Origin of the sequence: Actinokineospora sp. NBRC 105648, from assembly GCF_030269645.1 — a bacterium.
Taxonomy (GTDB): Bacteria; Actinomycetota; Actinomycetes; order Mycobacteriales; family Pseudonocardiaceae; genus Actinokineospora.
The window spans coordinates 35,113-60,437 of the sequence record NZ_BSTR01000006.1 but is presented as its reverse complement, the minus strand read 5'-3'; the positions used below and the strand labels follow the sequence as shown (position 1 = coordinate 60,437).

Here is a 25,325-nt window from a genome sequence, read left to right as displayed (position 1 = left end):
GAGCAACGCTCGGGGGACGCACCGACCTCCTGCGGCGACCGCACACGCGGTATGCGGGCGTCGGCGGCCGATTGACGGGCAAGGCGGGCGGGTGCCCGCGGTGGACGTGGTCACGTGCGCACCTCCTCCGAGATGGGCGCCGGCGTGAGACCGGAGCACCGCCGCGAGCGGCGCTGGGTCTGCCGACCGCAGAACCGGCAGGACGGGAGTCCGCGGACGTGGTCGCCCGCGGACCTCGTCCGAAGCGGCTCGGCCGAGCGGGGTTCGAGTGACGCACAGACCTCCTGCGGCAACCGCACGCAGGTGGTGCGGCTGTCGGCGGCCGAGTGGCGGGTCGGGCGGGCGGGTGCCCGTGGTGGACCTGGTCACTTGCGCACCTCTTCCGAGATGGCGCCCGTGTGGGACCGGAGCACCTCGGCGATCGCCGCGAGCGGCGCTGGGTCGGTCATCCGCAGGTGTCCCGCGGCGATCTCGTGCGTACGGACCGCGCCCGTGACGTGTGGGAGCCAACGGTCGGCTGGGGGGCCGTCCGGGGTGTGGCTTCCCTCGGCGGTGAACAGGAGCAGGTCGCCGTCGAAGTTGCCCGGGGTGAAGCGGTCCATCAGGCGAGCGTGGTTGGCCGCGGCGGTGGCGAGGGCGGTGACCTCGGGGGTGGTGAGCATCGCCAGGACCGGGTTGGCGCGGCGGGCCTCCTCGGCGATGTCGTAGGGCTGGGCGGGCCACGCGTAGTCCGCCGGTGGCTCGCCGATGAGGATGGACAGGGTCTCGTCCGGGGTCACCTCGGTGGTCCGGCCCGCGGGTACGGGGTAGGCGTCCATCGCCGCGAGCAGGGCGACCCGCTCACCCATGTCCTGCAACAGGGTCGCCGCCGCGTGGGCGACGAGTCCGCCGAAGGACCAACCCAGCAGGTGGTACGGCCCGTGCGGCTGGACGGCGCGGATCTCGCGGACGTAGCGGCGGGCGATCTCCTCGACCGACCCGGGCAGCCCCGGCTCGGTCGGGACGGAGGTCTGCAGACCGTAGAGCGGGCTCGCCAAGTGGCGCAGCAGCCCGGAGTACGACCAGCTGATGCCCATCCCCGGGTGCACGCAGAACAGCGGCGCACCCACTCCCCCGGTCCGCAGCGGCAGCAGTACGCCCAAACCGCCGTCAAGACCGTCGGCGTCGTCGCGCTTGGCGCACAGCGCGGCGACCGTGGGGCGGCGGAACATCGTCCGCACGGTCAGCGGCATGCCCAAGACCTGCCGGGCCCGGCTGACCAGTCGGGTGGCGAGCAGCGAGTGTCCGCCCAGCTCGAAGAAGTTGTCGTCCACGCCGACGCCGTCGACCCCGATCACCTCCTCGAACAGTCCACAGAGGACAGACTCGCGCGGGGTGCGGGCGGCGCGGCCCACTGTCGCCCGGGTGGTGTCCGGGGCGGGCAGCGCGGCTCGGTCGAGTTTGCCGCTGGCGGTGACCGGCAACGCGGTGAGCGGGACGTAGGCGGCGGGCAACATGTAGTCCGGCAGGCTCGCCGCTGCGGCTTCCCGCAGTGCGGTGTGCTCGGCGGTGCCCACTACGTAGGCCACGAGCCGCTGTTCGCCCGGGCGGTCCTCCCGGACCACCACCGCGACCTGGGCGACCCCTCGGCAGGCGCCGAGGACCCGTTCGACCTCGCCGAGCTCGATCCGGAACCCGCGCAGCTTCACCTGGTCGTCGGTGCGGCCGAGGAACTCGACCTGCCCGGTCGCCGCCCACCGGGCCCGGTCGCCGGTGCGGTACATCCGAGTCCCTTGTGGACCGTGCGGGTCGGCGACGAACCGACCCGCCGTGAGGCCGGGGTTGCCGAGGTAGCCGCGGGCCAGCTGGACACCGGCCAGGTACAGCTCGCCGGGCACCCCCGGCGGCACCGGGCGGAGCGCGTCGTCGAGCACGTAGGCCCGCAGGTTGGGCAGCGGGCGGCCGATCACCGGCGCGTCGCCCTCGACCCGGTGCGCGAACGCGTCGACCGTGCATTCCGTTGGGCCGTAGAGGTTGTAGGTCGCCGTGTCGGCCGCGGCCAGCTCCCGCCACAGCGCCGGGGGCACCGCCTCGCCGCCGAGGACGAGCAGCGGCACCCGGTACTCGGCGGGGTCGAACAGGCCCGCGGCGATCAGGTGCGTGGCGAAGGACGGGGTCACGTCGAGCAGCTCGACCCGGTGCTGGCGCAGGTAGCCGACGACCGCGTCGGCGTCGCGCCGGACGTCGTCGGTCAGCAGGTGCAGCTCACCGCCCTGGGCCAGCCGCAGCGGGCCCTCCAGCCAGCTGTCGAACGAGGCGGGCGCGGTGACCGCGACCCGCACGGGGGCGCCGCCGGTGTCGACCAGCGCGTCGCCGTGCTGGGTCGCCATCAGGTTGGCCAGCGCGCGGTGGCTGACGACCACGCCCTTGGGCTTCCCGGTCGACCCCGAGGTGTAGACGATGTAGGCGGCACTGTCGGGCAAAGTATCCACAGTGGACAATGCGGCGTCCGCGTACCCGTCCAGCACGTCGTCGGGCACTGGCTCGGTGAGCACGACCGCGGGCACGGTCTCGGCCAGCACGTGGTCGCGACGCGCGGCGGGCAGGTCCGGGTCGACCGGCAGGAAAACCGCCCCCGCCTTGAAGACCGCGAGCAGGGCGACCATCAACTCCGCCGAGCGCGGCAGCGCCACCGCGACCACCCGCTCCGGCCCCGCACCGAGATCACGCAGATGACGGGCCAGACGATTGGCCCGCGCGTCGAGCTCCGCGTAGGTGTGCCGGTCGTCGCCGCAGACCAGGGCCACCCGGCTGGGTGTGCGCCGGGCCTGGCCCTCGAAAGCGGCGGTGAAGGTGGTGTCCGGCACGGGCGTGACCGGGCCGTTCCAGGTGTCGAGCACCCGGTCCCGTTCGGCCGCGGTGGTGATCTCCAGCCGGCTCAGCCGCCGGGTCGGGTCGGCGAGGAGCTGGGTGAGCAGCGCGGTGAACCGGTCGAGCAGAACGACGACGGTCGCCCGGTCGAACAGCTCGGTCGCGTACTCCAAGCCGCCGAGGATGCCCGCGGGCGCGCCGTCCGGCCCGGTCGTCTCCACGAAGGTGAACGACAGGTCGAACTTGGCCACCCGGACCGGCACCGCGACCGGCTCCACCGCGGTCCCGGCCAGCCGCAGGACGCCGTCGCCGCTGGTGTTCTGCAGCGCCACCATGGTCTGGAACAGCGGTTGCCGCGCGGTGGAGCGGACCGGGTTGACCGCCTCCACCAGTCGCTCGAACGGGACGTCCTGGTGGGCGTAGGCGGCCAGGTCGGCGGCGCGGACCCGGGCCAGCAGCTCGGTGAGGTCCGGGTCGCCGGAGGTGTCGGTGCGCAGCACCAGCGTGTTGACGAAGAACCCGACCAGGTCGTCGAGGGCGTCGTCGGTGCGGCCGGCGATCGCGGTGCCCAGCGGGATGTCGGTGCCCGCGCCGAGCGCGGTCAGCAGCACCGCGACCGCGGCCTGCAGGACCATGAACGGCGTGCCGCCCTGGGCCCTGGCCTGCGCGACGAGCGCGGCGTGCAGGTCGGCGCCGAGGTCGATGTCGACCACGTCGCCCGCGGCCGAGGCCACGGCGGGGCGCGGCCGGTCGGTGGGCAGCGCGATCTCCTCGGGCAGCCCGGCCAGCGTCGCGCGCCAGAACGCGAGCTGACGGGCGAGCGTGCTGTCCGAGTCGTCCTCGCGGCCGAGCAGCTTCTCCTGCCACAGCGTGTAGTCGCCGTACTGGACCGGCAGTGGAGTCCACTGTGGAGGTTCGCCGTCGAGCCGGGCGGCGTAGGCGTCGGCGAGGTCGCGGGTCAGCGGCGCGAGCGACCAGCCGTCGGAGGCGATGTGGTGCACGGCGAGCACGAACACGTGCTCGTCGGGGCCGATGGTGATCAGCGTGGAGCGCACCGGTGGGCCGTCGGCGAGCCGGAACGGGTGTTCGGCCGCGGCGAGCACGAGCCGCTCGACCTCGCCCGGGGCCGCGGTGACCAGGTCCAGGTCGGCGGCGGGCGCCGGGTCGAGGACCTGTTGCCACGGCACGCCGTCGGCCACCGGGTAGACCGTGCGCAGCACCTCGTGCCGGTCCAAGAGGTCGCCGAGCGCGGCCCGGAGGGCGTCGGGGTCGACCGGGCCCGCCAGGCGCAGCGCGAGCCAGGAGTTGTAGGTGGCGCCCGCGCCCTCGAGCTCGGTGAGGAACCACAGCCTGCGCTGGGCGTAGGAGAGCGGGAGCCGCTCGGGGCGGTCCAGGACCGCCAGCGCGGGCCGGGCACCGGCGAGCGGGTCGAGCCCGCGGTCCACCCCGGCGACGGTCGGGTCGGCGAACAGGTCGCGGATGCCCAGCTCGGCGCCCAGGACCGTCCTGATGCGACTGATCAACCGGGTGGCCAGCAGCGAGTGCCCGCCCAGGGCGAAGAAGTCGTCGTCCACGCCCACCGACGGCAGGCCGAGCACCTCGGCGAACAGTCCGGCGAGGATCTGCTCGCGCGGGGTGTCCGCGGTCCGGCCACCGGGGTCGGCGGCGTACTCGGGTGCGGGCAGCGCGCGTCGGTCGAGCTTTCCGTTGGTGGTCAAGGGAAGCGCGTCGAGCACGACGAACGCGGCCGGGACCATGTACTCGGGCAGCACGGCCGCTGCGGCGGCGCGCAACGCGGCCACGTCCAGAGCCGCGTCACCGACCAGGTAGGCCACGAGTCGCTGATCGCCCGGGCGGTCCTCACGAGCGATGACAGCGACCTGCCCGACGCCGGGCTCGCCCGCGAGGACCTTCTCGACCTCGCCCGGCTCGATCCGGAAGCCGCGGATCTTGACCTGGTCATCGGCCCGGCCTAGGTACTCCAGCACCCCCGCAGGGGTCCACCTGGCGACGTCGCCGGTGCGGTACATCCGCCCACCGGCGCCGAACGGGCACGCGACGAAGCGGGCCGCGGTCAGCTCGGGCCGCCCGAGGTAGCCGCGGGCGAGCTGGACGCCGCCGATGTACAGCTCGCCGCGCACGCCGGGTGGCACCGGGCGCAGGTCGTCGTCGAGCAGGTACAGGGCGCTGCCACGACCGGGCAGGCCGATCGGGACCGGGCCGGGGGCGAGGTCGGCACCGGGTTCGACCCGGTACTCCGCGCAGCCGACGGTGGCCTCGGTCGGGCCGTACTCGTTGATCACCGTGGCGCCCGGGTTGCGGCGGCGCCACTCGCGGAGCTGGTCACCGGTCAGCGCCTCGCCGCCGAGCACCAGCTCACCGGAGGGAGACCAGTCGGCCGGTCCGGCGAGCAGCAGCGCCAGGTGGCTGGGCGTGGCCTTGAGGAAGGTGGTGGGGACCTGACCGGGCGCGGTGGCCGCGTCGAGGTCGGCGAGCCGGACGCGGCCCCCGCTGATCAGCGGTCCGAGCAGGCCGGTGACCGACAGGTCGAACGACGACGACGAGTGCATCAACGCCGACCCAGTGAGGCCGGGGTAGTGCTCGACCGACCACCTCAGGTAGCGGGTGACGCTGTCGTGCTGGACGGCGACGCCCTTGGGCCTGCCGGTGGAGCCGGAGGTGTGGATGACGTACGCCAACGCCGTCGGGTGCAGCGGTACCCGCAGGTCGGTGTCCGCCCGCTCGGTGCCATCTAGCTCGTCCAGCACCAGGGCGGGGTGCTCGGGCACCGGGTTGTCGACGGCCCGCACGGTCAGCAGCACGACCGGCCGGGTGCCCTCGAGCACCTGTCGGACGCGGCCCTCGGGGTAGGCCGGGTCGATCGGCACGTACGCGGCGCCGGACTTGAGCACCGCCAGCACCGCCACCAGCGACTCGGGCACCCGGGGCAGCAGCAGGGCCACGAACCGCTCGGGTCCGGCGCCGAGGTCCACCAGGCGCCGGGCGAGCCGGTTGGCCGCGGCGTTGACCTCGCGATAGGTCAGCTCCACGCCCGCGTGCTCGACGGCGACGGCGTCCGGTGTGGCCGCCGCGTGCCGCTCGAACAGCTCGTGCACCCCGGCGTGCGGCAGGGTGCACAACGGCTCACCGGTGTCCCCGACCAGCCGCTCGCGCTCCTGCGGGGTGATCACCTCCAGGTCGCTCAGCCGGACGGCGGGGTCCTGGCAGACCTGGGCCAAGACCCGCACGAGCCGGGCGAGGACGGTCTCGACGGTGCCGCCGTCGAACAGGTCGGTGGCGTACTCGACGCCACCCTCCAGCCCGGCGGGCGCGCCCTCGGCGTGCGTCTCGGCGAAGGCGAACGACAGGTCGAACTTGGCCGCCGCCGACCGGACCGACATCGGGGTGGCCGTGAGTTCTCCCTCCACGGCAACCGCCCGCTCGTCGCGGTTCTGCAGCGTCAGCGAGGTCTGGAACAGCGGGTGCCTGCTACTCGAGCGCTCCGGGTTGAGCACCTCGACCAGCCGCTCGAACGGCACGTCCTGGTGGGCGAACGCGGCCAGGTCGGCCTCCCGGACCCGGGCCAGCAGCTCGGCGAAGGTCGGGTCGCCCGCGGTGTCGGTGCGCAGCACGAGCGTGTTGAGGAAGACGCCGACGAGGTCGTGCAGGGCCTCGTCGCCGCGCCCGGCCACCGGGGTGCCGACGACGATGTCGGTGCCCGCGCCGAGCCTGGTGTAGAGCGCGGCGAGCGCGGCCTGCAGGACCATGAACAGCGTCGTGCCGTTGGCCCTGGCCAGCCGCAGCAGCCCGGCGTGCAGGTCGGCGGCCACCACGATCGGGACCACCTCGCCGCGGTGCGAGGCGATCGGCGGGCGCGGCCGGTCGGTGGGCAGGACGAGCTCGGCGGGCAGTGCGGCCAGCCGCGCGCGCCAGTGGGCGAGCTGGGTGGCGGCGGGGCTGTCCGGATCGTCCTCGGTGCCGAGCAGGTCGCGCAGCCAGAGCGTGTAGTCGGCGTACTGCACCGGCAGCGGAGTCCACTGTGGAGCGCCACCGGCGGCCCGGGCGGTGTAGGCGGTGCCCAGGTCGCGGGCGAGCGGGCCGAGCGACCAGCCGTCGCAGGCGATGTGGTGGATCACCAGCAGCAGCACGTGGTCCTGCTCGGCGACGGTGAACAGGGTGGCCAGCACCGGCGGCTCGACGGCCAGGTCGAAGGCGTACCCGGCGGCCTCGGCGAGGTCGTCGGCGAGCCGGTCGGGGTCGGTCGAGCGGGTGTCGAGCCGCATCCCCAGGTCGGTGACGTGCTGCCAGGCCTCGCCGTCCTCGGCGGGCAGGACGGTCCGCAGGCTCTCGTGCCGGGCGGCGATGTCGTCCAGGGCCGCGGCCAGCGCGCCGACGTCGAGCGGGCCGGTCATCCGCAGGGCGACGGTGACGTTGTAGACCGAGCGCCTGCCCTCCCAGCCCTCCAGGAACCACAGCCTGCGCTGCGCGGGCGACAGCGGCAGCCGCTCCGGGCGCACGGCGGGACGCAGGGCCGGGCGCGGCGCGGCGTCCAGGCGCCCCACCAGGCCCGCCACCGTCGGCGCGGTGAACAGGTCCCGGATGCCCAGCTCGGCGCCCAGGACCGTCCTCACGCGACTGATCAGCCGGGTGGCCAGCAGCGAGTGACCGCCCAGGTCGAAGAACCCGTCGTGCACACCGACCTCGGGCAGACCGAGGACCTCGGCGAACAGCCCGCAGAGGATCTCCTCCTGCGCGGTCCGGGGCGTGGCCACCGCTGACACCGACACCTCCGGCGCGGGCAGTGCCTCCCGATCCAGCTTGCCGTTCGCGTTGCGCGGCAACGACTCCAGCCACATCACCGCGGACGGGACCACGTACTCGGGCAGTGTGTCAGCGAGCGCGCGCAACACGCGTGCGGTATCGCCGTCGCCGGTCAGGTAAGCCACGAGTCGCTTGTCCCCTGGGCGATCCTCGCGAATGACGGCCGCGGCTTGCTCGACCCCGACGACCGCAGTGGCCGCGCGCTCGACCTCGCCCAACTCGACGCGGAACCCGCGCAGCTTCACCTGCCCGTCGACCCGACCGAGGAATTCCATCACCCCGGCCGAGCGCCACCGGGCGAGGTCGCCGGTGCGGTACATCCGGCCGCCGAACGGGCACGCCACGAACCGGGTCGCCGTGGTGCCCGGTCGACCGACGTAGCCGCGGGCCACGTGGTCGCCGCGGACGTAGAGCTCCCCGACGCCGCCGACCGGGACCGGCCGAAGATCGGCGTCGAGCAGGTACATGGCGGTGCCGTCCATGGGCGTGCCCAGCGACAGCGCCCCGGTCAGCGGCCTGCCCGGGCCGAACACCTCGTAGCTGCAGAAGACCGTGGTCTCGGTGGGGCCGTAGACGTGCATGACGGTCAGCCCGGGGCACTGGTCGAGCACCCGGCGCAGGACCGTGGGCGAGAGCACGTCGCCGCCGGTCCACACCACGTCCAGGGCGCGCAGCGCGTCGATCTCGTGCTCAGCCATCGCCGCGAACAGGGCCGTGGTCATGTAGGCGGCATCGACCGAGCCCGCACTGAGCACCTCCGCCAGCACGTCGGTGTCGATCCGGCCCTCGGGGACCACGACCACCTGGCCGCCGTGCGCCAAGGGAACCCAGATCTCGTAGACGGCGGCGTCGAAGGCGGGCACCGAGTAGGACAGCACCCGCCGCGGCCCGCCCGCGTAGGCCGAGTCGCGGACCAGGGACGCGACGTTGTGGTGGGTCACGCCGACGCCCTTGGGGCGACCGGTCGACCCGGAGGTGAACATGACGTAGAGCAGGGCGTCGGGGTCCACCGGGGCGTCCGGGGCCGGTTCGGACCCGGCCGCGTCGTCGGCGATGACCACCGGCAGCGCCATCCCCTGGCCGCGCGAGGGCCGGTCGACCAGCAGCACCACCGGCTCGGTGTCGGCCACGATCGACCGGACCCGCTCCAGCGGGTAGCTCTCCACCAGCGGCACGTACACCGCGCCGAGCCGGGCCAGCGCGACCACGGCGGCCACGGCGTCGACCGAGCGGTCCATCAGCACCGCGACCGCGTCGCCCGGGCGCACGCCGTGCCACCGCAGCAGCCCGGCGATCCGGGCCGACCGGTCCGCCAAGTCCGCATAGGACAGTCGAGAACCACCGCACGCCACCGCGGTGGCGTCCGGGGACGTGCCGACCTGCCGGGCGAACAACTCGCCGACCGACAGCGCGGGCTCGGGTGTCGCGGGCACGTCGTTGTACTCGGTGACCAGGGCGTGCCGTTCGGCGGCGGCGAGCACGTCCAGCTCGCTGAGCCGGGCGGCCGGGTTCGCCACGACCAGTCCCAGCAGGCGCCGGACCCGCCGCGCGAGGGTCTCGACGGTGGCCCGGTCGTAGAGGTCGGTGGCGTACTCGATGGTGCAGGCCAGCCCGTCGGCGGACTCGGCGAAGGCGAAGGTGAGGTCGAACTTGGCGACCCGGGTGGTCACCTGGCGCCCGGCGGCGGGGATGCCCGCGAACTCCGCCGGACCGGTGCCGGAGGTGGCGTTCTGCACGGTGAGCATCACCTGGAACAGCGGGTGCCGGGCAGGCGTGCGCCGCGGGTTCAGCTCCTCCACCAGCCGCTCGAACGGCACGTCCTGGTGGGCGAAGGCGGCCAGGTCGGTCTCCCGGACCCGGGTGAGCAGGTCGGCGAAGGTGGGGTCGCCCGCGGTGTCGGTGCGCAGCACGAGGGTGTTGACGAAGAAGCCGACCAGGTCGTCGAGGGACTCGTCGGTGCGGCCCGCGACCACGGTGCCGAGCACGATGTCGGTGCCCGCGCCCAGCTTGGTGCACACGGTGGCGAGCGCGGCCTGCAGCACCATGAACAGCGTGACACCGTGCGCGCTCGCCAAGCGCAGCACCGACTCGCGCAGGTCCGCGTCCACGGTGAAGGGCAGGATCTCGCCCACGTGCGAGGCGACAGCGGGTCGGGGCCGGTCGGTCGGCAGGGTCACCTCGGCGGGCGCGCCCGCCAGCGACTTGGCCCAGAAGCCGAGCTGGCGGGTGAGCAGGCTGTCCGGGTCGGCGTCGGTGCCGAGCAGGTCCCGCTGCCAGAGCGTGTAGTCGACGTACTGGACGGGCAGGTCAGTCCACTGTGGAGTTCCACCGCCGATCCGCGCGGTGTAGGCGGTGGCGAGGTCGTCCAGCAGGGGGCCCAGCGACCAGCCGTCGGCGGCGATGTGGTGCGCGACAACGGAAAGTGCGTGGTCGTCGGGGCCGAGGACGTGCAGCGTGGCACGCAGCGAGGTCTCGGTGGCCAGGTCGAACGGCAGTGCCGCGTCGGCCTCGACCGCGGCGTCGAGGTCGGCGAGGTCGGTGTGCACGACGCGCAACGCAGCGCCCGCGGGCAGGACGCGCTGGCACGGGACCCCGTCGTGGGTCGGGAAGACCGTGCGCAGCGTCTCGTGCCGCCCCACGACGTCGGCCAGCGCCGCGGCGAGCGCGTCGTGGTCGAGCGGCCCGGTGAGCCGCAGGGTCACCGGCACGGTGTAGGTGGCGTTCACGCCCTCCAGCTCGCCGAGGAACCACAGCCGCTGCTGGGCGTGCGAGAGCGGCGGGCGCTCCGGCCGGTCGTAGCGGCGCGGCGCGGGCCGGGTGTCGGCGGCGGCGCGCAGGCGTTCGCCGAGGCCCGCGACCGTCGGGGCCTGGAACAGGTCGCGGATCGTCAGTTCCGCGCCCAGGACCGTCCTCACGCGACTGATCAGTCGGGTGGCCAGCAGCGAGTGCCCGCCCAGGTCGAAGAACCCGTCGTCCACCCCGACCTCGGGCAGACCGAGCACCTCGGCGAAGAGCCCGCAGAGGATCTGCTCCTGGGGTGAGCGCGCCGCGCGCCCGCGACCCTGCTCGTAGTCGGGAGCGGGCAGCGCCGCGCGGTCGAGCTTGCCGTTGAAGTTGTACGGCAACGACTCCAGCCGCACGAACGCCACGGGCAGCATGTAGTCGGGCAGGGTCGCGGACAGCCCCCGGCGCAACGCCTCGGGCTCGGCGGTGCCGGTCAGGTAGGCCACCAGCCGCCGGTCGCCGGGCCGGTCCTCCCGCACGACCACCACCGAGTGGCCCGCGTCGGGCAGGCGGTCCAGGGCGTGCTCGATCTCGGCCAGCTCGATGCGGAACCCCCGCAGCTTCACCTGCCCATCAACGCGGCCGACGAACTCCAGCACCCCGCCGGGCCGCCACCGGACCAGGTCGCCGGTGCGGTACATGCGCTCGCCCGGGACGCCGAAGGGGCACGCGACGAACCGCGACGCGCTGAGGCCGGGCAGACCCACGTAACCGCGGGACACCTGCGTACCGAAGATGTAGAGCTCACCGGTGCCACCGGTCGGAACGGGCCGCAGGTTCTCGTCCAGCACGTACTCGTGGGCGCCCGGCAGCGGCCTGCCCAGCGGCACGGCGGACGGCAGGGGGCGCGGTAACAGGCCGTGGATGCTGAACACCGTGGTCTCGGTGGGTCCGTAGGCGTGCATCAGCCGCAGGTCGGGGCACTCGCGGAACACCTTGTCGACCGCCGCGCGGGACAGGATGTCGCCGCCGGTGGACACCTCGCGCAGCACGCCCAAGGCGCCGATCTCGGTCTCGGTCATCGCGGCGAACAACGCCGTGGTCATGAACACGGCGGTCACACCGCGGGTCTTGATCACCCCGGCGAGCACGTCGGAGTCGACCGGGCCCTCAGGCACCACAACGACCTCGTTGCCCGCGAACCACGGCGCCCAGGTCTCGAACACGGTGCCGTCGAAGGAGGGCACCGAGTAGCACAGCACCCGCCGGTGCGTCTCGTTGCGCCAGTAGGACGACGCGGCGTAGGCGGCGACGTTGGCGTGGCTGACCGCCACGCCCTTGGGCTTGCCGGTCGAGCCGCTGGTGAACATCACGTAGGCCAGCGCGTCCGGCTCGCCCGCGACGCCGGGGTTCTCGACGGGGTGGTCGTCGAGGTCGGGCGGCAGCTCGGTGAGCACGAGCACCGGGGATGTCGTGGCCAAGAGGTGATCACGCCGGGCATCGGGCAGGTCACGCGCCAGGGGTACGTAGGCGCCACCGGTCTTGGCCACCGCGATCGTGGCGATCAGCGCCTCGGGCGAGCGGGGCAGCGACAACGCGACGAACCGCTCCGGCCCGACACCCCGGTCGATGAGCCAAGCGGCGAGCCGGTTGGCCGTGGCGTTCACCTCGGCGTAGCTGAGCCGCCGGTCGCCGCAGGAGATCGCGACGGCGTCGGGGGTCCGCTCGACCTGCTCCTCGAACAGCGCGCCCAGGCAGCCGCGTGCGGGCACGGGGTCGATGTCGGTGGTGTCGTTGAACTCCGTGGTCTGGAGCCGGAACTCGTCGGGGGCGTGCACGTCGAGCCGGTCCAGCGTGCGGGTGGGGTCCTCGGCCGCGGCGGCGAGCAACCGGACGAGCTGGTCGAGCAGCGTGGTCACGGTGACCCGGTCGAACAGGTCGACGGCGTACTCGACGGCGCCGTGCAGCCCGACCGGCGCACCGGCCTCGTCGAAGTCCTCGGTGATGGCGATGACCAGGTCGAACTTGGCGGCGTCGAGGGCCACCGGCAGCTCGGTGAGCACCAAGCCGGGGAAGCCCGCCTCGCCCCTCGCGTTGTTCTGGATCGAGAGCATGGTCTGGAACAGCGGGTGCCGCGCCGTGCCGCGGCTGGGGTTGAGCAGCTCCACGAGCCGCTCGAACGGCACGTCCTGGTTGCCGAACGCGGCGAGGTCGTCCTCCCGGACCCGGCGCAGCAGCTCGGCGAAGGTCGGGTTGCCCGAGGTGTCGGTGCGCAGCACGACCGTGGTGACGAAGAACCCGACGAGGTCGTCGAGCGCGTCGTCGGTCCGCCCGGCCAGCGCGGTGCCGAACGGCACGTCGGTGCCCGCGCCGAGCTTGGTGTAGAGGGCGGCCAGCGCCGCTTGCACGACCATGAACAGCGTGGCGCCGTGCGCGGCGGCCAGGTCGCGGAGCGCGCCGTGCAGCGTGGCGTCGAGCCGGGTGGAGACGACCTCGCCGCGGTAGGAGGCGACGGCGGGGCGGGACCGGTCCCAGGGCAGCGTGATCTCGTCCGGCAGGTCGGCGAGCCGGTGGCGCCAGTAGTCGAGCTGGGCGGAGAGCAGGCTGTCCGGGTCGTCCTCCTCGCCGAGCAGGTCCCGCTGCCAGAGCGTGTAGTCGGCGTACTGCACCGGCAGCTCGTCCCAGCCGGGCGCGGTGCCGTCGAGGCGGGCGGTGTAGGCGGTGCCCAGGTCGCGCAGCAGCGGTGCGAGCGACCAGCCGTCGCAGGCGATGTGGTGGGCGGCGATCACTAGGACGTGGTCGTCGGGGGCGAGCGCCAGCAGCGACACCCGGACCGGTGGCTCGACCGACAGGTCGAACCGGTGCGCGCGGGTCGCGGCGAGGGCCGCGTCGAGTCCGCCGTCGGGAACCTCGACCAGGTGCGGGGCGATGCCCGCCTCGGCCACGGAGAGAATTCGTTGGCAGGGAACGCCGTTCTCGGCGGGGAACACCGTGCGCAGGGCCTCGTGCCTGCCGACCACGTCGGTGACCGCCTCGTTCAGCGCGGCGCGGTCGAGCGGGCCGGTCATCCGGTGGGCCACGACCACGGTGTAGGTGGCGCTGGGGCCCTCGAGCTCGTTGAGGAACCAGAGCCGCTGTTGGGCGAACGACAAGGGGATCATGACAGCCCAATCGTGTTCGTGGTCGGGATCAGCGGGGTCAGCAGGGGCGCCGGGGCCGGTTCCGGCCGCCCGGCCGGGGTCGCGGTGGGCGTTCGGCGGCGCAGCGCCGGGCGCGCCTTGCGCAGGCCGCCGAGCAGCGGGACGAGCCCGGCGACGGTGGGGTTGCCGAACACCTCGCGGATGCCCAGCTCCACGCCCAGCTCGGTGCGGACCCGGCTGACCAGCCGGGTGGCCAGCAGCGAATGCCCGCCCAGGTGGAAGAAGTGCCCGTCGAGCGAGACCGACGGCAGCCCGAGCACCTCGGCGAACAGTCCACAGAGGACCTTCTCCTGCGGTGTCTCCGGCGCGCGGCCACCGGTGTCCACGCGGACCGGTTCCGGCAGTGCCTTGCGGTCGAGTTTCCCGTTGGGGGTCAACGGCAACGCGTCGAGAACGACGAACGCGGTGGGCACCAGGTAGTCCGGCAGCCGGTCCGCAACGGTCGCCCGCACGGCGGCCACGTCGAGGGCGCCGTCGGGCACCAGGTAGGCCACCAGGCGCTTCTCGCCCGGGGTGTCCTGCCGGACGATCACAGCGACCTTGGCCACCCCGGCCAGCCCGCCGATCACGTGCTCCACCTCGGCGGGCTCGACCCGGAAGCCGCGGATCTTGACCTGGTCGTCCACCCGGCCGAGGAACTCCAGCAGACCGGCCGCGGTCCAGCGCACCAGGTCGCCGGTGCGGTACATCCGCTCCCCCGGGGCGCCGAACGGGCAGGCCACGAACCGGCCCGCGGTGAGCGCGGGCTGCGCGGCGTAGCCCCGCGCCAGGCCCCGGCCCGCCATGTACAGCTCACCGGCCACGCCGGGGGCCACCGGGCGCAGGTGCTCGTCGAGCACGAAGGTGGACTTGTTCGCGATCGGCTTGCCGACCGGGATCGTGGTGGCGGTGATGTCCTCGGGCCGCACGGTGTGGCAGACGGTGAAGATCGTGTTCTCCAGCGGGCTGTACCCGTTGACGATCCGCAGCCGCGGGTACTCCGCCCGCGCCCTGGCCACGTGCGCCACCGACAGCGACTCCCCGCCGGTCATGACCTGGTGCAGTCCGGCGTAGACGCCCGGGTACTCGTCGAGCAGGAAGTTGAACAGGCTGGACGACAGGTAGGCGGTGGTGATCCCCTTGTCGCGCAACAGGTCCCGCACCGCGGCCGGGTCGGTGCGCTCCCCCGGCAGCAGCACGCAGGTGCGGCCGTGGAACAGCGCGCCGAACAGCTCCAGCGCGAAGGCGTCCCACGGGACCGGGGAGCACTGCAGGAACACCTCGCCGGGGCCGAAGTCGATGAAGTCCTGGTTCACCAGCGTGGACACCAGCGCCCGGTGCGGCGTCATCACGCCCTTGGGCGTGCCGGTCGAGCCGGAGGTGAACATCACGCACGCCAACCCCGCCGGGTCCACCGGTACCGACGGCGCGTCGCCCTCGGTATCCACTGTGGACAGAACGTCCACCAGGCGGGTGCCCGGGTCGGCCAGCCGCTCCCCCAGTCCGGCCCGGGTGAGCACCACCCCGGCGCCGACCCCGCGCAACACCGACCGCAGCCGCTCCACGGGGTGTTCGAGGTCGAGCAGGGTGTACGCCCCGCCCGCCTTGAGCACCGCGAGCAGCGCGACGATCAGGTCCACACCGCGCTCGAGGTAGACACCGACCACCGCGTCCGGCCCCACCCCCAGGTCCACCAGGTGGCGGGCCAGCCGGGCGGCGCGGGCGTCGAGCCCGCCGTAGGTCAGCTCGTCGGTGCCGGAGACGATGGCCACCGCGTCCGGCGTCGCCGCGGCCTGCTGCTCGAAGCGGCCGGTCACGGTGGTGTCGGGGACCTCGACGGCGGTGTCGTTCCAGGCCCGCACGACCAGGTCGCGCTCGGTGCCCGACAGCACGTCGAGCGCCGAGAGCGGCGCACCCGGCCGGGCCACCCCGGCGGCCAGCAGTCGGAGGAACCGGTCCAGCAGGGTCCGCACGCCCGGCCGGGCGAAGCGGTCGTCGCCGTACTCGACCGCCAGCGAGATCCCGGCGGGCAGGCCGTCGTCGGAGTGCCGCTCGGTCGCGGCGACGGTGAGGTCGAACTTCGCCCCGCCCATGCCGCCGAAGTCGGTCTCCACGACCAGACCGGGCAGGTCCGGGGCCACCCCGCCGGTGCTCTGCAGCGTGAGCATGGTCTGGAACAGCGGGTGCCGGGCGCTGGAGCGGTCCGGGTTGAGCACCTCGACCAGCCGCTCGAACGGCACGTCCTGGTGGGCGAACGCGGCCAGGTCGGTGTCGCGGACCCGGCGCAGCAGCTCGGCGAAGGTCGGGTCGCCCGCGGTGTTGGCGCGCAGCACGAGGGTGTTGACGAAGAACCCGACCAGGTCGTCCAGGGACTCGTCGCCGCGGGCGGCGACCGGCGACCCGATCGGGATGTCGGTGCCCGCGCCCAGCGCCGTGTAGAGGGCGGCCAACGCCGATTGGAGGACCATGAACACCGTCGCGTGCTCGGCCCTGGCGAGCACGGCGAGGTCGCGGTGCAGGTCGGCGTCGATCGCGGCGGTGACGACCCCGCCGGTGTGGCTGGGGACCGCGGGCCGCGGCCGGGTGTCGGGCAGGTCGAGCTCGACCGGCAGGTCGGCGAGCGCGCGGGTCCAGAACTCGGTCTGCGCGGTGAGCGAACCGTCCTCGAGCAGCCCGCGCTGCCAGAGCGTGTAGTCGGCGTACTGCACGGGCAGGTCCGACCACTGTGGACTGTTCCCGCCCAGCCGCGCGGCGTAGGCCGCGCCGAGGTCGCGGGTCAGCGGGGCCAGCGACGAGCCGTCGCAGGCGATGTGGTGCAGCACCAGCAGCAGCACGTGCCGGTCCGGCCCGGTGCGGTAGAGCCCGAACCGCAGCGGCGCCTCGGTGGCGAGGTCGAACTCGTGCCGGGCGTACTCGGCCACGAGCTCCGCGACGCGGGACTCGGCCACCTCGGCCACGGTCAGTCCGGTGGTGGGCCGGTCCAGGATCCGTTGGTGGGGAACGCCTTCCACCGCGGGGAAGATCGTGCGTAGCGGCTCGTGGCGCCCGATGACGTCGGCGAAGGCGAGGGCCAGCGCGTCGGGGTCGACCGGGCCGGTGAGCCGCAGCGTGAGCGGGATGTTGTAGGCGGCTCCCGCCCCACCCACCGCGGCGGCGAACCAGAGGCGTTGCTGCGCGTAGGACAGTGGCAGTCGGTCCGGCCGAGGCACCGGTCGCGGGCCGGGGCGGTGTTCGGTCTCCCGCAACCGCTCCAACAGTCCCGCGACGGTCGGGGTGAGGAACAGGTCCCGCAGGGCCAGGTCGGCGCCCAAGACCGTCCGCACCCGGCTGACGAGGCGGGTGGCCAACAGGGAATGGCCGCCCAGGGCGAAGAAGTCGTCGTCCACGCCCACCGACGACACACCCAGGACCTCGGCGAACAGCCCGCAGAGGGCCACCGCGCGCGGCGAGCGCGCCGGAGCGTCGCCCGACTCGTGCCGTGGCGCGGGCAGTGCCTGCCGGTCGAGCTTGCCATTTCCGGTGCGCGGCAATGACTCCAGCACGACGAACGCCGACGGCAGCGTGTACTCAGGCAGCGTCGCGGCAAGCCCGCGGCGCAGAGCGGCCGGGTCCGCGTGCCCGGTGACGTAGGCGACCAGGCGCTTGTCCCCCGGGCGGTCCTCGCGCACGACCACGGCGACCTGCCCGACGCCGGGCAGCGCGGCGATGGCGTGCTCGACCTCGCCCAGCTCGATGCGGAAGCCGCGGACCTTGACCAGGCTGTCCACCCGGCCGATGAACTCCAACACCCCTTCGGCCCGCCACCGGGCGACGTCGCCGGTGCGGTACATCCGTCCGCCGAACGGGCACGCCACGAACCGCGTCGCGGTGACCCCCGGCTGACCCAGATAGCCACGGGCCACGTGCGACCCCGCGACGTACAGCTCACCGGTGCCGCCGACCGGGACCGGCCGGAGGTCGGCGTCGAGCAGGTACATGGCGGTGCCGTCCATCGGCGTGCCCAGGGACAGCGCGCCGGTCAGCGGCCTGCCAGGGCCGAAGGTCTCGTGGCTGCAGAACACCGTGGTCTCGGTGGGGCCGTAGACGTGCACGACCGAGGTGTCCGGGCAGTGGTCGAGCACCCGGGCCGCGGCGGCGCGGGACAGCACGTCGCCGCCGGTCCAGACGACCGACAGCGCGGCGAGCGCGTCCAGCTCCGCGTCGGCCATCGCGGCGAACAGCGCGGTGGTCATGTAGGCCGCGGACACCGCGCCGGAGCGGATGACCCCGGCGAGGACCTGGGTGTCGACCGGGCCCTCGGGCACGACGACCACGCGGCCGCCCGAGCACAACGGCACCCACGTCTCGAACACCGCGGCGTCGAAGGCGGGCACCGAGTAGGACAGGACCCGGTCGTACGAGCCGGACCACGCGCTGTCGCGCACGAAGTCGGCCACGTTGGCGTGGGTCACCGCGACGCCCTTGGGCCGCCCGGTCGACCCCGAGGTGAACATGACGTAGAGCAGGGACTCCGGCGCGGGCTCCGGGGGCGCGACCTCCACCACCGCCTCGGCCACCGACAGCGCGGGCACACCGAGGTCGCGCACGTTCGGCGCGGCCGCGTCGTCGGCCACCAGCACCACCGGTCGCGTGTCGGCCACGATCGAGCGCACCCGGTCGAGCGGGTAGTGCTCGGTCAGCGGCACGTAGACCGCGCCGAGGCGGGCCAGCGCCACGACCACCGCGACGGCGTCGACCGAGCGGGCCATCAGCACCGCGACCGCGTCGCCGGGGCGGACCCCGTTGCCGCACAACAATCCCACGATCTGACCGGACCGCGCTTCGAGCTCGCGGTAAGTGACCTCGCGGTCGTCGAAGCCGATGGCGACCGCGTCCGGTGTCGCGGCGACCTGCCGGGTGAACAGCCCAGCCACGGTGGCCGGTGCGGGCGCGGGTGGCACGGCGTTGTAGCCGTGCACCAGCGCGGCCCGCTCGTCGGCGGCGAACACGTCCACAGCTGAGAGCCGCGCCAGCGGGTCGGCGCACACCGCGGCCAGGACCCGGAGCAGCCGGGCCGACAGAGAATCCACAGTGGACCGGTCGAACAGGTCGACGGCGTACTCGACGTCCACGCCGATGCCGTCGGGCCCGCCGTCGGCCGCACGCCGCTCGGTGAAGGCGAAGGTCAGGTCGAACTTGGCCGCGCCCGCCGCGCGCGAGTCCAGGGTCGCGGTCAGGCCGGGGAAGGCGGCGTCGGCGGCGCCCTGCACGGTGATCATGGTCTGGAACAGCGGGTGCCGGGCAGCCGTGCGCACCGGGTTGACCGCCTCCACCACCTGCTCGAACGGCACGTCCTGGTGGGCGAGTGCGGCCAGGTCGGTCTCCCGGACCCGGTCGAGCAGCTCGGCGAAGGTGGGGTCGCCGGAGGTGTCGGTGCGCAGGACCACGGTCGTGACGAAGAAGCCGACCAGGTCGTCGAGCGCCTCGTCGGAGCGGCCCGCCAGCGCGGCGCCGAGCGGGATGTCGGTGCCCGCGCCGAGTTTGGTGTAGACGGCGGCCAACGCGGCCTGCAGCACCATGAACACGGTCACGCCGCGGCGCCGGGCGAGGTCGCTGACCGCGCGGTGCAGGTCGCCGTCGATGGCCAGCGGCAGCACCTCGCCGCGGTGGGAGGCCACCAGCGGGCGGGGGCGGTCGAGCGGGAGGCCCAGCTCCTCGGGCAGGTCGGCGAGCGCCCCGGTCCAGAACCCGAGCTGCTCGTCGGCGACCCGGTCGAGCAGCTCGCGCTGCCAGAGCGTGTAGTCGGCGTACTGCACCGGCAACGGAGTCCACTGTGGAGCGCCACCGGCCGCTCGGGCGGCGTAGGCGGTGGCCAGGTCGGTGAGCAGTGGGGTGAGCGACCAGCCATCGGCGGCGATGTGGTGCAGCACCAGCAGCAGGACGTGCTCGTCGGGGGCGAGCGCGTAGAGCCACGCCCGGATCGGCGGGGCGGTCGCCAGGTCGAAGGTGTGCCTGGCCGCCTGGTCGAGCAGGTCCTCCAGTCGGTCCGAATCGGCGTCGAGGCAGGTCAGTTCGACATCGGCCTGGTCGAGGACGCGCTGGACAGGGGTGCCGTCCACGGCGGGGAACACCGTGCGCAGGGTCTCGTGGCGCGCGGTGAGGTCGGCCAGCGCGCCGACCAGCGCCGTGCGGTCGAGCTTGCCGCTGAGCCGCAGCGCGAGCGGGATGTTGTAGGTGGCGCCCGCACCCTCAAGCTGGTCGTGGAACCACAACCGGTGCTGGGCGGGCGATAGCGGCATCGGGTCGGGGCGCGCGGCCGGGCGTGGCGGCTGCCGGTCGGCCGCCCGCAACCGCCCGGCGAGCCCGGCCACGGTCGGTCGGGCGAACAGGTCGCGGATGCCCAGCTCGGCGGCCAGGACCGTCCGAACGCGACTGATCAACCGGGTGGCCAGCAGCGAGTGCCCACCCAGGTCGAAGAACCCGTCGTCGACCCCGACCGAGGGCACGCCCAGCACCTCGGCGAAGAGCCCACAGAGGATCTCCTCGGTCCCGGTCCGCGGCGCCCGGCTGGTGCTCGCGGTGTCCGGCGCGGGCAGCGCCGCACGGTCGAGCTTGCCGTTCGCGTTGCGCGGCAATGACTCCAGCGCGACGAACGCCGAGGGAACCATGTAGTCGGGCACGACGTCGGCCAAGGCCCGGCGCAGGCCCGCCGGGTCACCGGTGCCGGTCACGTAGGCCACCAGGCGCTTGTCCCCCGGCCGGTCCTCCCGGACGATCACCACGGCCTGGTCGACCTCCGGCACCGCGGTCAGCGCGCGCTCGATCTCGCCCAGCTCGATGCGGAACCCGCGCAGCTTCACCTGCCCGTCGGCGCGCCCGACGAACTCCAGCACGCCCTCGGCCCGCCACCGTGCCAGGTCGCCGGTGCGGTACATCCGGCCGCCGAACGGGCACGCCACGAACCGCGCCGCCGTGAGCCCCGGCTGACCCAGGTAGCCCCGCACCACGTGCGACCCCGCGACGTAGAGCTCGCCGAGCCCACCGACCGGGACCGGCCGGAGGTCGGCGTCGAGCAGGTACATGGCGGTGCCGTCCATCGGCGCGCCCAGCGACAACCGGTCGACGTCAGTGTCCTGAAAGGACTCGTGACTGCAGAAGACCGTGGTCTCGGTGGGCCCGTAGACGTGCGTGACAGTCGTCCCCGGGCACTGCCGGAGCACCTGGCGCAGGGCCTCACGGGACAGCACGTCGCCGCCGGTCCACACCACCTCCAAGCCCGCCAGCGCCTCGGCCTCGTCCTGGGCCATGGCGGCGAACAGCGCGGTGGTCATGTACGCCGCCGTCACCGCCCCCGAGCCGATGACCCCGGCGAGCACGTCGGTGTCGACCCGGCCATCGGGCAGCACGACCACCGACCCGCCCGCGCACAGCGGCACCCAGGTCTCGTAGACCGAGGCGTCGAACGCCTGCACCGAGTAGCAGAGCACCCGCTCGTGACCGCGGCCCCAGGCGTGGTCGCGCACCAGCGCCACCACGTTCGCCCTGGTCACGGCCACACCCTTGGGCACGCCGGTGGAGCCGGAGGTGAACATCGCGTAGGCGAGCGCGTCCGGCCCGACGGCGATGTCCAGGTCGACGGGCGAGTAGCCGGCGAGCACCGACGCGGGCGGCTCGGCGTCGAGCACCAGCACCGGGTTCACAGCGGCCATGACGGCGGCGGCGCGGGCCGCGGGCTGGGCGCGGTCGATCGGCACGTAGGCCGCGCCGGACTTCGCCACGGCGAGCACGGCGACCACCGCGGCGGCCGAGCGCGGGATGGCCAGCCCGACGAACCGCTCCGGCCCGGCGCCCCGGGCGCGCAGGTGCCGCGCCCAGCGGTTGGCCTTGGCGTTGACCTCGGCGTAGGTCAACTCCTCGGCGCCGCAGCGGATCGCCACCGCGTCCGGGGTCAGCGCGGCCCTGGCCTCGAACAGACCGGTCAGCGACCCGGACGCCGCGGCGGGGGTGTCGTTGTAGGCCACGGTCAGGGCGTGGTGTTCGGGCGGGTCGAGCACGTCGATCCGGGAGAGGGCGCGGGTGGGATCGGCGGCGACCTGGTCGAGCACCCGCAGGTACCGCCGGGCCAGCAGCTCCGCGGTCGGGCGGTCGAACAGGTCGGTGGCGTACTCCAGGGCCAGCCGCAGGCCGTCGGGGTGCTCGACCAGCTCGAACTGCAGGTCGAACTTGGCGGTGCCGCCGGAGCGCACGTCGACCCGAACGTCGAGCCCGGCGAACTCGCGTCCCGCCGCGGCGTTGTTCTGCAGGGCGAACAAGGTCTGGAACAGCGGGTGCCGGGCGGTGGTGCGCGCCGGGTTGAGCACCTCGACCAGCCGCTCGAACGGCACGTCCTGGTGGGCGAACGCGGCCAGGTCGGTCTCGCGGACCCGGTCGAGCAGGTCGGTGAACGCGGGATCGCCGGAGGTGTCCGTGCGCAAGACGACCGTGTTGACGAAGAACCCGACCAGGTCCTCGAGCGCCTCGTCGGTGCGCCCGGCGATGGGCGAGCCGAACGCGAGGTCCGTCCCCGCGCCGAGCTTGGTGTAGAGCACGGCCAACGCCGCGCGCAGCACCATGAACAGCGACGCGCCACTGGCCTTCGCCAGCCCGGTCAGCGCGGCCGTGGTCGCGGGGGCGACCTCGGCGTGCACGACGTCGCCCTCGGCACTGGCCACCGCGGGCCGCGGCCGGTCCAGCGGCAGGTCGAGCTCCTCCGGGAGCCCGGCGAGCTGGTCGGCCCAGTAGCCGAGCTGGGTGGCCGCGACGCTGTCCGGGTCGTCCTGGGCACCGAGCAGGTCGTGCTGCCAGAGGGTGTAGTCCTGGTAGGTCACGGGCAGCTCGGGCCAGCCCGGCGCGCCCCCGGTGAGCCGGGCGGAGTAGGCCAGCCCGAGGTCGCGCACCAGCGGCGCGAGCGACCAGCCGTCGAAGGCGATGTGGTGCAGCACCAGCAGCAGCACGTGCTGCTGGGTACCGCCGGGGTGCTCGGGCGGCACCGCGAACAGCGTCGCCCGCAGGGGGATCTCCGTGGCCAGGTCGAACGTCATCCGGGCGGCCTCGGCCACCCGGCGCTCGCACTCGGCCGCCGACTCACCCACACCGGCGAGGTCCACTGTAGACATGTCGACAATGGACCCGTCGACTGCGGACCCACCGAGGGCGGGCAGCACGTGCTGGCGCGGCACGCCCTCGGGGGCCGGGTACACCGTCCGCAGCACCTCGTGCCGGTCCACCACGTCGACCAGCGCGCCGTGCAGCGCGGCCGGGTCCAGCGAGCCGCTCAGCCGCAGCGTCACCGCGACCGTGTACGCCGAGCCACCCCCTCCCTCCAGCTCGTCCAAGAACCACAAGCGCGCCTGCGCGAACGACAACGGAACCACGGAGATCCACCCCTCGTCTGGTGCGTGCCGGGACCGGGTCCCGGCGATCGGGTCTGCGTCAGCCGCCCATCGCGACGATGAGGGAGGCCGGGCGCATGTCGGTCCAGGTGCGCTCGATGTAGTCCAGGCAGGCGGCTCGGGTGTCGCGCTCGTGCACGACGGTCCAGCCCGCGGGCACCTCGACCGCCTCGGGCCAGAGCGAGTGCTGGTTCTCCTCGTTCACCAGGACCAGGAAGACGCCGTCCTCGTTGTCGAACGGGTTGCTGCTCATGTGGACACTCCTTTTCGGTTCGGGTAATCGGATCCGTGGTGGTCAGCGGGCGGCCGGGTCGAACTCGCGGCGGCCCCACCGCAGGTGGGACCAGTGCTCGTCCAGGTCGGTCGGGTCGGTCACCGACTTCGGCGCCTCGGGCGCGGTCACCCCGGCCAGGCCGTTGGCGCGCAACCAGGTCTCGGAGTAGACGCTGTCGAGGTAGCGGTAGCCGTCGTCGGGCAGGATCGCGACGGTGACCGCGCCCGGGTCCTGGGCGGCGTGCCAGCGGGCGGCCAGGAACGACGCCCCGCTGGTCGGACCCGCGAAGATGCCGTGCGTGGCGTAGAGCTCGCGGGTGGCGTGGAAGGCCGCGCCCGCGCCCACCCAGTGCACGTCGTCGTAGGCGGTGTGGTGCACGTTCCCGGCGTGGATGCTGCTGCCCAGGCCGCGCAGCAGCCGGGGGCCGTTGCGGTCGCCGAAGATCACGCTGCCGGGTGTGTCCACACCGGACAGCCGGGTGTCCTGCCCCGCGAGCCGCAGCGCGGCGGCCAGCCCGCCGGTGGACCCGCCGGAGCCCACCGGGCCGACCAGCCGGTCGATCGGGCCGAGGGTGTCGGCGAGCAGGTCGGCGACCACGTCGTAGGCGGCCGGGTTGTCCGGGTTGTCGTACTGGCCGGGCACGTAGCTGCCCGGGTTGCGCTCGGTCAGCTCGCGCACCCTGGCCAGCCGGGCGCCCTGGATGCCGCCGGGGGCGTCGAAGGCGTCGACGATCTCCACCTGGGCGCCCAGCAGCTCCAACCGGGTGCGCAGGTTCGCGTCGATGGCCGGGTCGCCCACCACGATCAGCGGGTGCCCGTACCGGCGGCACACCAGCGCCAGGCCGAGGCCGAAGGTGCCCGAGGACGTCTCGATCACCAGGCCGCCGGGGGCGAGCAGGCCGTCGCGGCGGGCCCGGTCGATGATGAAGCGCGCGGGCAGCAGCTTCATCAGGGTGAACGACGCGGCGTAGAGGTTGGCGCCCAGCTCGATGATCCTGGGCAGCTCGGTGGCCTCCACCACCGAGGGGAACGCCTTGCGCGCGGTGTCGGGGCTGGTGCTCGTGGTCACGGTCATGTCCTCATCCACCCGTCGTGAAGAGCCATACGTCGTCGATGCCGATCCCGGCGAGCAGTCGCCTGGCCAGCTCGCACCGGCGCCGGTGGTCCGGCTGGTCGGCGTCGAAGAGCAGGCTGGCGATGTCGCCGCTGTGCGCGGTCTGCAGGCCGACCGCGCCGGTGCGCGCCACCAGCGCGGCGATCCGGTCGAAGCCGGGCACCGGCAGATGCCGCTGGTTGATCTCGGCGCTGGCCGTGGCGACCGCGCCGAGCCCGGCCGCGTCGCCCGCGGCCAGCGCCGCGCGCAGCCGGGCGCGCAGCTCGTGGAACCGGGCTATCTCCGGCGGGCCGTACTCGGCGGGTCGCAGCGCCAGCGTGTCCACACCGGACCCGGTGCTGCTGGTGCCGAAGCCCACCGCGGCCAGCCGGGGCAGCCGCCTGCCGAAGTCCTCCAGCACGATCCCCTCGCGCTGGGCGAACAGGACCGCGGTGTCGCCGAACATCAACGAGTCCGACGCCGTCTCGGCCCGCACCGCCAGCTGCGCCACCAGCCAGTCGGGCAGCGCGCAGTCGAAGGCGTCCTGGACCGCGCGGATGGCGGCCAGCACGTCGCTGGTGGACGAGCCGAACCCGCGCGAGGCGGGCACCTCGCCGCGCAGGTCGAGGTAGCCGCCGGTGCACGGCCACCCGAGCACGGCCAAGGTCTCCTCCGCGGCCCGGCGCGCCTTGACCTTGTCGACCTGGCGCACCACCACCGACGGCAGGTTCACCGGGGTGTAGGTGGCCCGGGTCCGGTAGAGGTCGCAGGGCATCGTGAGCAGGCCGCGGTGCAGCCTGCCGTCGGCACCGGCGAACACCCCTTGCAGGATCTCGCCGTGGTGGGTGCTCGCCGTCGCGACGCCCGTGCGGGCCGGTGGCGGTTCGACCACCCCGATCGCCGACTCGCCCGCGGCGGTCGGGTACCACTTCTCGCTCATCGTCATGTCCGCTCCGCAGCCCGTCTCTTCGCGAG

Annotated in this window: 5 protein-coding genes; all 5 read right to left on the bottom strand. The window is 73.9% G+C overall.

What is annotated here, in order from left to right; translation table 11 throughout:
• Positions 1–365: 365 nt before the first annotated feature.
• Genes QSK30_RS07950 through QSK30_RS07930 form a run of 5 tightly spaced genes read right to left on the bottom strand, consistent with a single transcriptional unit; the run spans position 366 to position 25,290 of the window.
• Entirely contained in the window at positions 366–13,556 is a 13,191-nt protein-coding gene (locus tag QSK30_RS07950) for a non-ribosomal peptide synthetase (RefSeq protein WP_285500860.1), read from the bottom strand.
• Positions 13,553–22,966, bottom strand: coding sequence for a non-ribosomal peptide synthetase (locus tag QSK30_RS07945; RefSeq protein ID WP_285500858.1), 9,414 nt, complete (start codon positions 22,964–22,966; stop codon positions 13,553–13,555). Before QSK30_RS07945 ends, QSK30_RS07950 begins: the two co-directional genes overlap by 4 nt.
• Positions 22,967–23,024: 58 nt before the next feature.
• The gene (locus QSK30_RS07940; RefSeq protein ID WP_285500856.1) at positions 23,025–23,237 is read right to left on the bottom strand and encodes an MbtH family protein; all 213 of its coding nucleotides are present in this window, start codon (positions 23,235–23,237) and stop codon (positions 23,025–23,027) included.
• A 42-nt stretch (positions 23,238–23,279) separates the two neighbouring features.
• Positions 23,280–24,332, bottom strand: a complete 1,053-nt coding sequence (locus tag QSK30_RS07935; RefSeq protein ID WP_285500855.1) for a PLP-dependent cysteine synthase family protein — start codon at positions 24,330–24,332, stop codon at positions 23,280–23,282.
• 4 nt (positions 24,333–24,336) lie between these two features.
• Entirely contained in the window at positions 24,337–25,290 is a 954-nt protein-coding gene (locus QSK30_RS07930; protein ID WP_285500853.1) for a GHMP family kinase ATP-binding protein, read from the bottom strand.
• Between the last annotated feature and the right edge of the window lie 35 nt (positions 25,291–25,325).